This window comes from Thermomonas sp., from assembly GCF_025993755.1.
GTDB lineage: Bacteria > Pseudomonadota > Gammaproteobacteria > Xanthomonadales > Xanthomonadaceae > Thermomonas.
Genome location: NZ_JAMQHN010000132.1, coordinates 1 through 14,654, shown reverse-complemented (window position 1 = coordinate 14,654; position 14,654 = coordinate 1). Strand labels below are relative to the sequence as shown.

13 protein-coding genes are annotated in these 14,654 nt (G+C 67.5%); 9 read left to right on the top strand and 4 right to left on the bottom strand.

Features of this window, described 5'->3' with window-relative positions:
* Positions 1–65: 65 nt before the first annotated feature.
* The 4 genes from Q0X16_RS09455 to Q0X16_RS09440 all read left to right on the top strand — a co-directional run bounded on the left by Q0X16_RS09455 (position 66) and on the right by Q0X16_RS09440 (position 4,376).
* Positions 66–485 (top strand): DUF4087 domain-containing protein, encoded by a 420-nt coding sequence (locus Q0X16_RS09455; RefSeq protein WP_297833449.1) that lies wholly within the window; start codon positions 66–68, stop codon positions 483–485.
* Between the two features lie 260 nt (positions 486–745).
* A complete protein-coding gene (gene speE, locus Q0X16_RS09450) occupies positions 746–1,600 on the top strand; it encodes a polyamine aminopropyltransferase (RefSeq protein ID WP_297833447.1) in 855 nt (284 codons plus the stop codon).
* A 93-nt stretch (positions 1,601–1,693) separates the two neighbouring features.
* Positions 1,694–3,601, top strand: a complete 1,908-nt coding sequence (locus Q0X16_RS09445) for a diguanylate cyclase (protein WP_297833445.1) — start codon at positions 1,694–1,696, stop codon at positions 3,599–3,601.
* Between the two features lie 46 nt (positions 3,602–3,647).
* The gene (locus tag Q0X16_RS09440; protein WP_297833443.1) at positions 3,648–4,376 is read left to right on the top strand and encodes a phosphatase PAP2 family protein; all 729 of its coding nucleotides are present in this window, start codon (positions 3,648–3,650) and stop codon (positions 4,374–4,376) included.
* Positions 4,377–4,428: 52 nt separating this feature from the next.
* On the opposite strand, the gene Q0X16_RS09435 is transcribed toward Q0X16_RS09440, so the two are convergent.
* Positions 4,429–4,767: a P-II family nitrogen regulator gene (locus Q0X16_RS09435; protein WP_297833441.1), complete on the bottom strand. Its 339-nt coding sequence runs from the start codon at positions 4,765–4,767 to the stop codon at positions 4,429–4,431.
* 186 nt (positions 4,768–4,953) lie between these two features.
* On the opposite strand from Q0X16_RS09435, the gene Q0X16_RS09430 reads away from it, so the two are divergent.
* Both Q0X16_RS09430 and Q0X16_RS09425 read left to right on the top strand, forming a co-directional pair.
* Positions 4,954–5,232 (top strand): accessory factor UbiK family protein, encoded by a 279-nt coding sequence (locus Q0X16_RS09430; RefSeq protein ID WP_297833439.1) that lies wholly within the window; start codon positions 4,954–4,956, stop codon positions 5,230–5,232.
* A gap of 10 nt (positions 5,233–5,242) precedes the next feature.
* Positions 5,243–6,757 carry a YifB family Mg chelatase-like AAA ATPase gene (locus Q0X16_RS09425; protein WP_297833436.1) on the top strand — a complete coding sequence of 505 codons (1,515 nt, stop codon included), beginning with the start codon at positions 5,243–5,245 and terminating at the stop codon, positions 6,755–6,757.
* Between the two features lie 131 nt (positions 6,758–6,888).
* On the opposite strand, the gene aceA is transcribed toward Q0X16_RS09425, so the two are convergent.
* Complete coding sequence (gene aceA / locus Q0X16_RS09420; protein WP_297833434.1) at positions 6,889–8,187, bottom strand: isocitrate lyase; 1,299 nt, start codon at positions 8,185–8,187, stop codon at positions 6,889–6,891.
* Between the two features lie 40 nt (positions 8,188–8,227).
* Entirely contained in the window at positions 8,228–9,847 is a 1,620-nt protein-coding gene (gene aceB / locus Q0X16_RS09415) for a malate synthase A (protein WP_297833432.1), read from the bottom strand.
* 110 nt (positions 9,848–9,957) lie between these two features.
* Here aceB and Q0X16_RS09410 point away from each other — a divergent pair, with 110 nt between their 5' ends.
* Positions 9,958–10,926: a LysR family transcriptional regulator gene (locus Q0X16_RS09410; protein ID WP_297833430.1), complete on the top strand. Its 969-nt coding sequence runs from the start codon at positions 9,958–9,960 to the stop codon at positions 10,924–10,926.
* Positions 10,927–10,971: 45 nt separating this feature from the next.
* Here Q0X16_RS09410 and Q0X16_RS09405 read toward each other — a convergent pair whose 3' ends face one another.
* Entirely contained in the window at positions 10,972–12,909 is a 1,938-nt protein-coding gene (locus Q0X16_RS09405) for an isoaspartyl peptidase/L-asparaginase (protein ID WP_297833429.1), read from the bottom strand.
* Positions 12,910–13,022: 113 nt separating this feature from the next.
* Between Q0X16_RS09405 and Q0X16_RS09400 the strand changes: the two genes are divergently transcribed.
* A complete protein-coding gene (locus tag Q0X16_RS09400; RefSeq protein ID WP_297833427.1) occupies positions 13,023–13,598 on the top strand; it encodes a sigma-70 family RNA polymerase sigma factor in 576 nt (191 codons plus the stop codon).
* Between the two features lie 6 nt (positions 13,599–13,604).
* Positions 13,605–14,645: a FecR domain-containing protein gene (locus tag Q0X16_RS09395; RefSeq protein ID WP_297833425.1), complete on the top strand. Its 1,041-nt coding sequence runs from the start codon at positions 13,605–13,607 to the stop codon at positions 14,643–14,645.
* The last annotated feature ends 9 nt before the right edge of the window (positions 14,646–14,654 follow it).

Below are 14,654 nucleotides of genomic sequence, written 5' to 3'. Positions count from 1 at the left end.
CTCCATGAAAGCGAGACTGATCCACACTACAATCCCGGATGCCTGTGGGCGGATGATCCCTCTCTGTGAACGCGAACAAGGCCCATCTGACAATCGCGGCCCTGACCATCGCCGTGGCGGCCTGCGCCGGCGCGGATCGACCGTCGAAGGCGAAACCGGCAACCGGATCGGCTCTGGCGGAGACGTGCGGCTGGCTGGTTCATCCGGCCGACAGGACCTATTCGCTCATCGAAAGTGGCACGACCTGGTCGATCCAGAAGCCCGATGATTTTTCCAGCGCAGCCGGCTGGCAGGGCGGGCCCGAATTCGCTACGGACAAGTGGATCGCCACCGACGGCCCGTATGGCTACGGCTGCGCCTGCCTGAACATCATCAAGAGTGTCGGCGCACGCATGGTGACGCGGTACGAAGGTGGTCGCGCGATGCCATTGGCGTGGTGCAGGTCGGAACCCGGTCTCGAGGAACCCGGGCAGCCAGTTCCGTAGCGGCCGGCGGCAACGTGTGGGCGAGGGCAACCCCTTGAACCCCTGAAGCCACAAGGCGTTCCACACTCGCCCATCTCCGCTCAAGGCGGCTGTGTCTACTGCGACGCACCCGGGGTGGGTGTTGGGCCTTCCGAACAATGCGTGTACGGGGGAGCTACTTCGTATGGCCCAACCCCCGCCCGGGGTGTCCCCACTTGCCCGGGAACGCACCACACAGTCGATACAATGTGCGATCCAGCACTCTTGACCAGACCCACGCCATGACCCAGTCCCAATGGCTGCATGAGAATTTCGAGCACACCGGCTCGTCGATCGGCTTCCGCATGACCCGCAAGCTGGACGAGGTGCAGTCGCCATTCCAGAAGATCGAGGTGTACGAAAGCACCGACTGGGGCAACGTCATGCTCATCGATGGCGCCATGATGCTGACCAGCCGCGACAACTTCTTCTACCACGAGATGATGGCGCATCCCGCGCTGTTCACACACGCCGATCCGAAGCGCGTGGTGATCATCGGCGGCGGCGACTGCGGCACGCTGCGCGAGGTGCTGCGCCATCCGGGCGTCGAACAGGCCACCCAGTGCGACATCGACGAACAGGTGACGCGGATGGCGGAGAAATATTTCCCCGAGCTGTGCGCATCCAACAGCGACCCGCGCGCGGAGCTGCTATGGGACGACGGCATCGCTTACATGGCGAACTGCGCACCGAACAGCGTGGACATCGTGATCGTCGATTCCACCGACCCGATCGGCCCCGCCGAAGGCTTGTTCAACCAGGCCTTCTTCGAAAGCTGCCACCGCGCGCTGAAAGCCGACGGCCTGCTGGTCCAGCAGAGCGAATCGCCGCTGGCGCTGCTCGACCTGATCAAGGCCATGCGTGCGGAAATGGGCAAGGCCGGCTTCCGCTCCTTCCAGACCCTGCCCTTCCCGCAGCCCTGCTATCCCACCGGCTGGTGGAGCTGCACCATGGCCAGCAAGGACGCGGATGCCGATTGGGGGTTCCGTGAAGCCGATGCCGCAGGCAAGCGCTTTCCCACCGAGTATTACAGTTCCGCCGTGCACAGGGGCGCGCAGGCCCTGCCGCCGTTCGTCGCCGAGGCCTTGGCGGGCTGAACCGGCGCGCTGCGCTGCAAAAGTTGGATGGTGCGCACGGTCGCCAGATCGGGTTGCAGTTAAGGTGCACGGTCAACCGGGTACTGGATGCACATGAAGCGACACCTTGCCTCTCCGCGCTGGCTGCCGATTCTGCTGACCTCCATCGCATTGGCGGCGGCGGGCACGGTCGCCGCACAACAGCCGGCACCCGCCGCAGGCGCAGACCGCACGGCCCAGTTCGATGCCGTGCTCGTTCGGGTCGTGGGCCCGTCGTCGATGGATTCGAGTTTCGCCGACTACGACGCCAACCTCGAACGCCTGCGCATCCTGCTGCCGCCCGGCGATCACGCGCGCGATATCCAGTTTCGTTCCGTGTACTGCGGCAGCAGCCGCTGGAAGGACCCCGTTCGCGGACTGGCCTATTCCGATGTGGCCCTGCGCCGGGCGCAGGCGGCCGGGGATCTCGCCTCCGAGGGCCGGTCGCGATTCTGCCGCGTCGGTTTCCTGTCCGATCTCAAAGGCGGCAAGGAAGCCCTGGCGGAAGCCGAGCGGCTGGTGGCGCTGCTACAGAATTCCAGCGAGCGCCAGCTGTTCGCCGAAGCGCTGTCCCTGCGCGGCTCGCTGCTGTCGGACATGGGCGAACAGGCCAAGGCGCTGCTGGATTTCCAGCGCGCCCGCGCCAGCTACCGCGAGTCCGGGATCGAGCACGAGGTCGACGCATTGCTGATGCTGACGGCGGTGGCCTATCGCCGCATCGGCGACTGGGAGCAGGCCGAGCGCTACTTCACCCATGCCATCGACAGGATGGACGAGCAGCGCGACTGGGAACGGGCGATCACCTACAACATCCAGCTGGGCTATCTCTACGACGAATCCGGCGATCCGCACAAGGCCGAGGCGCCGTTGCAACATGCTCTCGCGGTCGCCCGCAACCATGAGGACGAGTCAAGCACAGCCAGCGCGCAGCTCGCGCTGGCGACGATTTTCATCGACCAGGGCAAGTTCGACGCCGCGCTGGATCATCTGAGCCAGGCAAATGCGTTCACCAGGACCCAGGAAGGCAGCTGGAACGCCGACGTGATGGCCCTGTTGTCCGGACAGGCGCTGGCCGGCCTCGGCCAGCACCAGCAGGCGCTGGCCCAATACCGCATCGCCCAGCCCCTGATCGAGCGCGACGGCAACGAGCGTTATCTGGCCACCTTGTTCCGGGCGCGGTCCGCCAGCGAGGAAGCCCTGGGCAACACCACTGCGGCGCTGGCCGACTACAAGCGCTACAGCGATCTGCAAACCGAATTGCAGCGCAAGATGCGCTTCCAGCAGAACCGGTTGCTGGAATACGAATACGAGATCCGGCGGCGCGATTTCGAGAACCGCCGCCTGCGCGCCGAGGCCAGCTCCCGACTGCAACAGGTCAAGACCCTCGAAAGCGTCCGTCGCTGGCAGCGCCTGGCGATCCTGCTCGGCGCCTTGCTGGTGGCCGTGCTGGTCTGGCTGGCGCTGCGGCAATGGCGCAAGTCACTCGCCCTGCGCACCCTGGCGATGACCGATCCGCTGACCGGCGTTGCCAGTCGTCGCGCCATCGAGGCCGCTCTGGATCGCGCGCTGGCGCTGGCGGCATCCAGCGGTTCCCCGCTATCGATCCTGATGCTGGATCTCGACCATTTCAAATCGGTCAACGATCGGCATGGACACGCCGCCGGCGATCGGGTCCTGCGCGAAGCCGCCGAGGTCTGGAAGCACCATCTGCGCGAGCACGACCGGCTTGGCCGCATCGGCGGGGAAGAATTCCTGATCCTCTGCCCGGACACCAGTCTCGAGAATGCCAAGGTTGTTGCCGCCCGCCTGCTGGAGGCGACGCGCACGCATGCGCTTGCGGGAATCGCCCCGGCACCGAGCCTCACCGTCAGCATCGGCATCGCCCAGGCTGAACCGGTCGACACCCGCGAGGCATTGATCGCACGCGCGGACGCGGCGCTGTATCGCGCCAAGGATCTGGGCCGGAACCGTGCCGAAGTCTGACCGTCACGCCCTCTATCGAGCGGCACCGGTCAGCGCGTAGAATCGCATGCCCTTTCCACCGGAAACCCGCAGCGTGCCGACCTTCTGGATCCGGTTCTACCTGCGCCAATGCCTGCTGCTCGCCGTCAGTGGTCTGGCTATCGCCTTGCTTTTCAGAAACAACCGCCTCGACCTGCAGCTGGCCGATCCATTCTTCGATTTCGGCAACCATCTGTGGCCCTATCGCAATGCCTGGTGGGCGAAGACGCTGGTGCACAGCTGGCTCAAGGGCGTGCTGATCCTGGTGGCCCTCGGGTTCCTGCGGATCGCCTGGAAACACCGCCGCATGGCGGATCGCCGGCGCTGGCGCTTCGTCGCCAGCTCGATCGTCGCCGTGCCGCTGGCCGTCAGTCTGTGGAAACACAACAGTCCCATGCACTGTCCATGGGATATCGATCGCTATGACGGTTATGCGCCGTATTTCGACCTGCTGTCGTCCTTCTCGTCGCACGCGGAAATCCCCGGACATTGCTTCCCGGCGGGCTTCGTCTCCACCTCGGGATGGCTGCTGGCATTCGCCCTGCTGCGTTATCCGGAAAATCCCCGATTCAGTCGCCACGCAGCCGGTGGCGCGCTGGCGCTGTGCCTGTTCCTGGGCCTGGTCCAGCAAATGCGCGGCGCGCATTTCCTGTCGCACGTCCTGTGGACGATCTGGCTTAGCTGGGCCATCGTGGTCTTGCTGCACGCCCTGCTCGGCGCCTGGCGCGAACCGTTGACGACAGCTCGACCCGAGTGAATCCGGCGACAGGCGGAGCAGCGATTCCAGGATGGAGTTGTTCAGGCCATCGCTAGAGCGCGTCGGCGTCCAGTTCGCCGGTGCGGATGCGCACCACCCGTTCCAGATCCCAGACGAACAGCTTGCCGTCGCCGATCTTGCCGGTGCCGGCCGACTTCACGATGGCTTCGGTGACGGCATCGACCTGATCGTCGGTGACGGCGATTTCCAGCTTGATCTTGGGCAGGAAGTCGACGACGTATTCGGCGCCGCGGTACAGCTCGGTGTGGCCTTTCTGCCGGCCGAAGCCCTTGACCTCGGTCGCGGTGATCCCGGCCACGCCAACCTCGGCCAGCGCCTCGCGAACGTCGTCGAGTTTGAACGGCTTGATCACTGCCATCACCATCTTCATCGCATCGTCTCCCCGGAGTTGCCGGCAGGATACCGCGCCCGAGCAAGTTCCCGATGTCCTTGATGGGGTTTTTCCGACCTTTGTCCGCGCCTTCCGCCGAGTGCGCCCGACGCATCCGACGCGCAATCTGGCCTGGACACGCCGAAAGCGGACTGTCCGGCGCGGCCGAGGCCCGAGGAGAATTCCATGAACGCACTGCGCATCCACGACCTGAACCAGCTCGACGCGCTCGCGCACCGTCTTGCCAGTCTGGTGCCTTCCGCCCAGCGCGACGGGCGGGACGATCTGCGAGAGAACTTCAAGATCGTCCTGCGCGATACCCTGGGCGCATTGGGGCTGGTCAGCCGCACCGAATTCGAACTCCAGCGCGTGCAGCTCGCCCTGACCCGGGATCGGCTGGACGCGCTGGAAGCACAGTTGGGCCAGTGGCGCCGCAGCGCCGTCCGCGAGACCGGCCGGCTCTGAGGGCTGCACGATGAATCTGGCGATCGTGCACAGCCGCGCGCGGATCGGGGTCGATGCGCCTGCGGTGCGCGTCGAAGTCCACCTCGGCGGCGGGCTGCCCGCGATGTCCATCGTCGGGCTGCCGGAAGCCGCGGTGCGCGAAGCCAAGGATCGCGTGCGCGCGGCGATCCAGTGCGCCCAGTTCGAGTTCCCCGCGCGCCGGATCACCGTCAATCTGGCGCCAGCCGACCTTCCCAAGGACGGAGCGCGCTTCGACCTCGCCATTGCCTTGGGCATCCTTGCCGCCAGCGGCCAGATTTCCGCCGACGCACTGGAAGGTTGGGAATTCCTCGGCGAACTGGCGCTCACCGGCGCGCTGCGCGGCTGCGACGGCACGCTGGCCGCCGCGCTGGCTGTCGGTGCCAGCAACCACCGCCTGATCGTTGCGCCGGACAACGGCAGCGAAGCCGCCCTGGCCAGCGGGGTCGAAGTCCGCACCGCGCGCACACTGCTGGAGGTGTGCGCGGCGCTCGAAGGACGCAGCGCGCTGCCCAGGGCCACGCCGCAGGACCGCAAACCGACGCCGGTTCCCGACCTGGCCGACGTTCGCGGCCAGGCCCACGCCCGGCGGGCGCTGGAGATCGCCGCCGCCGGCGCCCACCATCTGTTGTTCATCGGCCCACCCGGCAGCGGCAAGACCCTGCTGGCATCGCGGCTTGCTGGCATCCTTCCCGAACCGTCCGAGGTCGAGGCGCTGGAAGTGGCCAGCATCGCTTCCGCCAGCGGCCACGGGCTGGATCTGGCGCACTGGCGGCAGCGACCGTTCCGTGCGCCCCACCACACCGCCAGCGCAGTGGCGCTGGTCGGCGGCGGTGCCGACCCGCGCCCCGGCGAGATCTCGCTGGCCCACCATGGCGTGCTGTTCCTCGACGAACTGCCGGAGTGGAGCCGTCACGCGCTGGAAGTGCTGCGCGAGCCGCTGGAATCGGGCAGCGTCGGCATTTCGCGCGCAGCACGACACTGCAGCTTTCCCGCCCGTTTCCAATTGGTCGCCGCGATGAATCCCTGCCCCTGCGGCTGGGCCGGCGATCCCTCCGGCCGCTGCCTGTGCAGCAGCGACATGATCCGCCGCTATCGCGCGCGCATTTCCGGGCCGCTGCTGGAGCGCATCGACCTGCACGTGGAGGTGCCAAGACTGGCGCCCACGCTGCTGCGCACCGACGCGCCGCCGGGGGAATCCAGCGCCGACGTCAGGAGCCGGGTGGAGGCGGCCCGAAGACGCCAGCTTGCGCGCGGTCCGCTGCCGAATGCGCGCCTCGGCCAGGGCCAGACCAACGCGTTCTGCCGGCTGGCGCAGCGCGATGGCGCCCTGCTGGAACGTGCCGTGGAATCGCTGCAACTTTCGGCGCGCTCGCTGCATCGCATCCTGCGCGTGGCCCGCACGATCGCCGATCTCGACGGCAGCGACGCCATCGCAACGCCGCACCTGACCGAGGCGATCGGCTATCGCACGCTGGAGCGCCAGGGCGAACGCGCGGCGGCATGAGGCGCACCACCTCCGCCGTCGCATCATGCCGTCGCTGGCCTCGACCTCGTTCCTTTCGCCCAGTCGCGAGCCTTCATCGAACACGACGGGTCGGCACTTGGCCGACCCGTCGCATGGTCACAACGCCAGGATCAGGCGGCGGCGCGCTTGCCGTGGAACTGTTCTTCCTCGGTGCTGCCCCTGAGCGCCACGGTCGAGCTTTGGCCGCCCTGGATGGTCTGGGTGACGGCATCGAAATAGCCGGTGCCGACCTCGCGCTGGTGCTTGACCGCAGTGAACCCGCGATCGGCGGCGGCGAATTCCTTTTCCTGCAGTTCGACGAAAGCGCTCATCTGCCGGCGCGCGTAGCCGTGGGCCAGCTCGAACATGCCGTAGTTGAGCGCATGGAAACCGGCCAGGGTGATGAACTGGAACTTGTAGCCATAGCCAGCGATTTCCTTCTGGAATTTCGCGATCGTGGCGTCGTCCAGGTTCTTCTTCCAGTTGAAGCTCGGCGAGCAGTTGTAGGCCAGCAGCTTGCCCGGGAATTTGGCGTGAATGGCTTCCGCGAACTTGCGCGCGAACTCCAGATCCGGCTTGCCGGTTTCGCACCAGACCAGATCGGCATAGGGCGCGTAGGCCAGGCCGCGGCTGATCGCCTGCTCCAACCCGTTTCTGGTCTTGTAGAAGCCTTCGGCAGTCCGCTCGCCGGTGCAGAACGGCTTGTCGTTGTCGTCGATGTCCGAGGTCAGCAGATCGGCGGCCTCGGCATCGGTACGCGCCACGATCAAAGTCGGCACGCCGCACACGTCGGCGGCCAGCCGCGCCGCGGACAGCTTTTCGACCGCCTCGCGGGTCGGCACCAGCACCTTGCCGCCCATGTGGCCGCACTTCTTCACGCTGGCCAGCTGGTCTTCGAAGTGCACGCCGGCCGCACCGGCTTCGATCATTCCCTTCATCAGTTCGAACGCGTTGAGCACGCCGCCGAAGCCGGCCTCGGCGTCGGCCACGATCGGCTGCAGGTAGTCGATGGCGTGATCGCCTTCGGCATGGCTGATCTGGTCGGCGCGCAGCAGCGCGTTGTTGATGCGCTTGACCACCAGCGGCACCGAATTGGCCGGATACAGCGACTGGTCGGGATACATTTCGCCGGCGACGTTGGCGTCGGCCGCCACCTGCCAGCCGGACAGGTAGATCGCCTTCAGGCCGGCCTTGACCTGCTGCATCGCCTGATTGCCGGTCAGCGCGCCCAGCGCGTTGACGAAATCCTCCTGATGCAGCGATTTCCACAGTTTTTCGGCGCCGTGGCGCGCCAGCGAATGCTCGATATGGACGGTTCCGCGCAGGCGCACCACGTCGGCAGCGGAATAGGTGCGGGTGATGCCGGCCCAGCGCGGGTTGTTGGCCCAGTCGAGGGAGATCTGTTCGGCGGTCGGGAGCGGATTCTTCATGGTTGGCCTCGTCGGAAAGTGGGGTGGTGGCAACGGAAAATCAGTCGATCCGCTCATAGGCGGGCAGGGTCAGGAAATCGGCCAGTTCGCCGGCGTGGGTCAGGCGGTCGAGCAAACCGATCGCCTCGCCGACGTGTCCGGCGCCAGGCATTCCGGGAATCCTTGCCAAGCGACTGGGCAGTCCGATCAGGACGCGGTCGAGCAGGACGAAATCGACCGGGGTGCCGTCGTCGAGACACAGCGGCGTGCCGCCTTCGTCGGCAAAATGCAGCCACTGCCAGAGCTGGGCGCGGGCGATCTCGGCGGTGGCCGCGTCTTCCATCAGGTTGTGGATCGGCACGCAGCCGTTGCCGTCCAGCCACGCGGCCAGGTAGCGCACGCAGACCTCGACGTTGTTCTCGAAGCCGGCGCGCGTGATCGTCCCGGCCACCGGCTCGATCAGATCCTCGCGCGTCACCTCGACGTCCTCGCGCAGGACATGCTTCTGGTTCGGGCTGCGCATGCGCGCATCGAAAATGTCGCGCGCCAGTGGGATCAGCGCCGGATGCGCCACCCAGGTGCCGTCGTGGCCGGCCGTCACTTCGCGCAGCTTGTCGGCGCGCACCTTGTCGAGCGCGGCTTCGTTCGCGGCAGGATCGCCGTTGACCGGAATCTGCGCCGCCATCCCGCCCATCGCGTGGGCGCCGCGGCGATGACAGGTCTTGATCAGCAACTCCGAATAGGCGCGCAGGAACGGGCGCCTCATGCCGACCTGGCCGCGCTCCGGAAACACGTGATCGCGGCGGCGGCGGAACGTCTTGATGCAGGAGAAGAGGTAGTCCCAGCGCCCGCAGTTCAGGCCGACGATGCGGCCCTTGAGCGCATGCAGGATCTCGTCCATTTCGAACGCGGCCGGCAGCGTCTCGATCAGCACCGTCACCTTGACCTGGCCCTGCGGCAGGCCGAGTTCGGCCTCGATGAACGACAGCGCCTGCTCCCACAGCGCCGCTTCCTCCATCGACTGCAGCTTGGGCAGGTAGAGGTAGGGGCCGCGGTCCTTGCCTGCCAGCAGCGACGCGTTGTGCAGCAGGAACAGCGCGGCGTCGAACAGCGCGCCGGACATCCGCCGGCCGTCCACGTGGACATGCTTCTCGTCCAGATGCCAGCCCCGCGGGCGCACGATCAGCACCGCCCGCTCCGACTCCGGCTTGAGCGCGTAATGCTTGCCGTTGTCCGCGGTGAACTCCAGCGTCCCGCGCACCGCCGCGCGCAGAGCCTGCTGGCCGCCGATCAGGTTGGCCCAGGTCGGGCTGGTGCTGTCCTCGAAATCGGCCATGAAGCAGTTCGCGCCGGAGTTGAGCGCGTTGATCACCATTTTCGGATCGACCGGCCCGGTGATTTCGACGCGCCGGTCACGCAGCGCGGCCGGTGTCGGGGCCACCGTCCAGTCGCCGGCGCGGATCGCGGCGGTGTCGGAGCGGAAGTCCGGCAGCGCGCCAGCGTCGAATGCCGCCTGGCGGACTGCACGTGCCGCCAGCAGCGCCTGCCGTTCGGCTTCGAAGCGCCGGTGCAACCCGGCCAGCAGCTCCAGCGCCTGCGCGTTCAGGATCGTCTCCTGCCCCGGCAGCGCTTTGGTGATCTCCACGCCCGTTTCGAGGCGATCTTGCAACACGGCCGACATCGATATCTCCATGCAACGGTTGGGCTTCCACCATCCGCAGCCGTGTGGTATTTGACAATATAGATTTGTCAATGCATAACATTAATTTTGTAAATACTTAAGGAAAATCAATGGCGGACACCCCCATTTCTCCGTTGCGATTCGCCTACAAAGGCTCACGCCTGAAGCCGTTGCGAGCGTTTTGCCAGACCGCCCGGCTCGGGTCGATCTCACGCGCCGCGGAAGCGCTGTTCCTCAGCCAGCCCGCGGTGTCGTTGCAGCTGCAGGCGCTGGAACGCGAGCTTGGCGCGCGGCTGTTCGAGCGCAGCGGGCGGCGCATGACCCTTTCCCGCGAGGGTGAGCTGCTCTACGACATGGCGCGTCCGCTGGTCGAAGGGCTGGACAACCTCGCCGCCAACTTCCGCGAGCGCGTGCGCGGCCTGGACGCCGGCGAGCTGCACGTCGCCGCCGGCAGTTCCACGATCCTCTACTTGCTGCCGCAGTTCGTGGAAGCCTTCCGCAAGGCGCATCCGGAAGTCCGGCTGACCCTGCACAACGTCACCGGAGCCAGCGGCCTGGACCTGTTGCGCAGCGACGCCGTGGACCTGGCGGTGGGCTCGATGCTGGATGTCCCCGCCGACCTGGGCTACACCCCGGTCTACCGTTTCGATCCGATGCTGATCACCCCGCCCGACCACCCGCTGGCGCGCCAGCGCGACCTGACCCTGGACGACCTGTCGCCCTACGGCCTGATCCTGCCACCCAAGCGCCTGACCACCTACCGGCTGGTGGACCTGGTGTTCCAGCAAAACCGCGTGCCTTACACGGTGGCGCTGGAAGTCGGCGGCTGGGAAGTGATCAAGCAGTACGTGGCGATGGGCCTTGGGATCAGCATCGTCACCGCCATCTGCCTGACCGACGCCGACCGCCAGCGCCTGGCCGCGCGTTCGCTGGCGAACTGGTTCCCGGCGCGCAGCTACGGCATCGTCATGCGCAAGGGCAAGTACCTGAGCAAACAGGCGCGGGCGTTCGTCGAGCTGATCAACCCACAGGCGCTGGCGCCGCGCCAGTACGACGAGACCGGACATTCCGAACGCTGAGGCGGCTCGGGCCGGTCCACGCACGCGTCCGGAACTTGGCTGGCGCTACGGCATCTCCAGCGCATCGGTCTTGTAGATCGCCACATGCGGCACGCCGTCGCTGCCGATCCAGCCGCGGTACATGCCGCCGGTATTGAACGGGAAGGCGACCACGCCGTCCGCGCCGAGGGCGATCGCGCCGCCGTCGCCGCCGGCGCGGGGGATGTCCACGTTGATCACGTCGTTGGCCGCCTTCGGCAGCGGCACGCCGGCCAGCCGGACGCGCGCGCAGATTTCGTGCGCGGCCGCGGCGCGGATGTAGAATTCGCCCCAGCCGGTGCCGGACACGGCGCAGCGCGCATCCGCCCAGGTGCCGGCGCCGATGATCGGCGAATCGCCAACTCGGCCATAGCGCTTGTTGGTCATGCCGCCGGTCGAGGTGCCGCCGGCAAGATGGCCGCCGGCGTCCAGCGCCAGCGCGCCGACGGTGCCGAAGTAGGCGCGTCCCGGCAGCACCAGTGGCCGCTGTTCGAGCTGCGCCGATTTTTCTTCCTGCAGCGCGCGCTGCAGAGCCTTCCAGCGCGACTCGGTGCGGAAGTAGGACGGATCGACCAGCGCGATGCCCTGTTCGCGCGCAAAGATTTCGGCACCGTCGCCAACCATCATCACGTGGTTGGAGTGCTCCATGATCGCGCGCGCCAGCAGGATGGGATTCTTCACCTGATGCAGCCCGGCGGCCGCGCCGGCGCGGCCGGTCGTGCCGTCCATGATCGAGGTGTCCAGCTCGTTCCTGCCGTCGTGGGTGAACACGGCGCCACGTCCGGCGTTGAAGTGCGGATCGTCCTCCAGCACCGTGATCGCGGCGGTCACCGCATCCAGCGCCGCGCCACCGCCCTGCAGCTTGGCGTAGCCAGCGCGCAGCGCCGCCGACAATGCGGCCTTGACCTCTTCCTCCTGTTGCGGCGTCAGATCGCCCGGCTCGACGCCGGCGCCGCCGTGGATCACCAGCAGCGGTGCGTCCAGCGCGACCAACACGCCGTTGCGGACGGCGTAGCGCCGCTCGAAACTGGGACGATCGACGGTGCCCGAGGGCAGGTGCAGCACGGAGCCGTGGCCCACGCCGAGCGTTTCAAGGCGATCGAGGTGCATCGGCCGATCTTCGGCCTGCCGGCTTTCGAACCCACCGAGCACCACCGTCGCCCCGGCGCCCGGCGCGGTCGCATAGACGTGGCCGGTGCCGTCGCCTTCCACCGCAACCGAGGCGGCTTCGTCCACGCCCAGCCCGACCAGCGCCCGGCCGGCCATGTCCTCGCTCTTGGCAAGAAAGGCCACCAAACGTCCGAGCCGGGCACGCTCGCTGAAATGGGTATCGGTGACGACGCCATTGAGCAGGGCGATGTTGAGGAAACCGGTCTCGATGGTGTTGCCATCGCCGAGCGGATCGGACAGCGCGATTGGACTGATGATACTGCCGCCGTCCATCGCCCCATAGAGGTATTCGCCGAGGATCGCCAGGCCCGCGCTGGTGCCGCCCAGCGGCTTGCCGGCGCGCACGTGGGCATCCAGCGCGCGCGCGACCGGCGTGCCGCGCCAGTAGCGGACATAGCGCGACTGGTCGCCGCCGGCGATGAAGATGCCATCGGCGCGCTGCAGGGCCTTGAGGATGCGCGGATCGCCGGAGGCTTCGCGATCCTTGAACACGAATGTTTCGACGGATTCGATCCCGCCGATCTTGTTGAAGAATTCCTCGCCGATCTCCCCGCCCATCGACGCGCGCAGGACGACGATATGGCCGTTGCCCGCCTTCTTCATGAACCAGCGCAACGCATCGTCGTTGCGGTCGCCGCCGCCCATCAGCAGCAGGCCCGGCTGCACCTGCCCCGGAGTGCGGCTGGTGGTATCGCCCAGCACGAAATGGCCGACGTCGGCGGCAAGCGCGGACAACGGCAACGCCAGGGCCAGCAGCGCGGCCAGCAGGATCGCCCGACAGGAAACCCGATTCATTCTCGCGCTCCATCCATTCATCGAAAGCCACAATCTGCAGACGAACCAGCGCGCGGCTTCCCCCATCCCGATGCGGCCGCTGCACCGCGCCCGCATTCGGCTATGGTACGCGGGTGCGCAATCCGCTCGACCAGTGGTTCGTCCGGGAAATCCTGATCCACGAGGAGGCCTTGCTGCGCTACCTGCATCGCCACTGGCCGCACCGCGACGAAATCCACGACCTCCGCCAGGAACTGTATGCGCGCATCTACGAGGCCGCCTCCAGGGCGCTGCCCACGCAGCCCAAGTCCTTCCTTTTCGCCAGCGCCCGCCACCTGATGACCGACCGGCTGCGGCGCGGCAAGGTGGTTTCGATCGAACCGATGGGTGATTTCGAGCCTTCGTGCGTCTTGGTGGATGAGGTGACTCCGGAACGCTGGAGCGGCGGTCGGCAGACCCTGCATCGGCTTTCCGACGCGCTGGATCGTTTGCCAGCGCGCTGCCGCGAAGTCGTGTGGCTGCGCCGGGTGGAGGATCTTTCGCAAAAGGACGTGGCCTTGCGACTGGGCATCAGCGAGAAGACCGTGGAGAAGCAAATCGCCAAGGGCATGCGACTGCTCGCCGACGCACTGTATGCCGGCGAGCCGTCCACGGCCGCGCCCGGACGGCGACGCCCGGGCAAGTCCTCCGCGACCGGCGTGGAGGATTGAGTGTCCGTGCGCGCGTCCAGCAGGGAGATCGAGCAGACGGCCGCCGAGTGGCTGGCGCGCTGCGATGCGGGCACATGCACGGGCGCGGAACGGGCCGCTCTGAAGGACTGGCTCACGCAGGACAGCGCGCACAAGGTCGCCTACCTGCGCCTGCAGACGGCGTGGTCCGAGGCAGGCAGGCTGCGGGTGCTGGCGGCGGGACGGCCGCAGGACGCATCGGCGCACGCCGTACCGACGCACCATCGCGACCGCCGCGCCCAGATGCTTGAAGCCCTGCAGCCACGCGCACGACCGCGGCACATCCCGCGCACCCGTTGGTTCCACGTCGCGGCCGCCGCGGCGCTGGCCGCCTGCGCCCTGCTGCTCGGCTGGAGCCTGCGGCCTGTTCCACCGGTCGCCGCCAGCGTCTACGCCTCGACCCTCGGCCAGGTGCGCAGCTTCGCGCTGGCGGACGGCTCCCGCGCCACCCTGTCCAGCGACAGCCGGATCGAGGTGCGCCTGCTGCCGCACGCCCGCGACATCACCCTGGTGCGCGGAGAAGCCATCTTCGAGGTCGCCAAGGACCCCACCCGGCCGTTCACGGTCGCTGCCGCCGGCTACCGCGCCATCGCGGTGGGCACGCGCTACGGCGTGCGCCAGGACGCCTCGAACCTGCGGGTCATCGTCACTGAGGGCACGGTGCGACTGGAATCTCCGGCTTCCGGGCAACCGGCGCGCCCGGCGGTTCTGCTGCCCGCCGGCAGTCTCGCCTTGGTGCAAGGCGGTAGCGTGCTGGTGCGCAGCCTGGCGGTCGCGCAGGCCCGGGAATTGCTCGATTGGCCCAGCGGGATGCTGGCGTTCCACGACGCGCCGCTGTCCGAGGTGGTCGCGGAATTCAACCGATTCAACGCCCGCAAGCTGGTGCTGGCCGACGGTGCCGCGGCCGCGCTGCGGGTCGGCGGCAACTTCCGCTGGGACAACGAGGAGGGTTTCGTGCGTCTGCTCGAAGCCGGCTTCCCGGTCCGCGCCGAAGCCGGCGACGACCGCATCGTCCTGCATTCACGCTGATTGCACGCT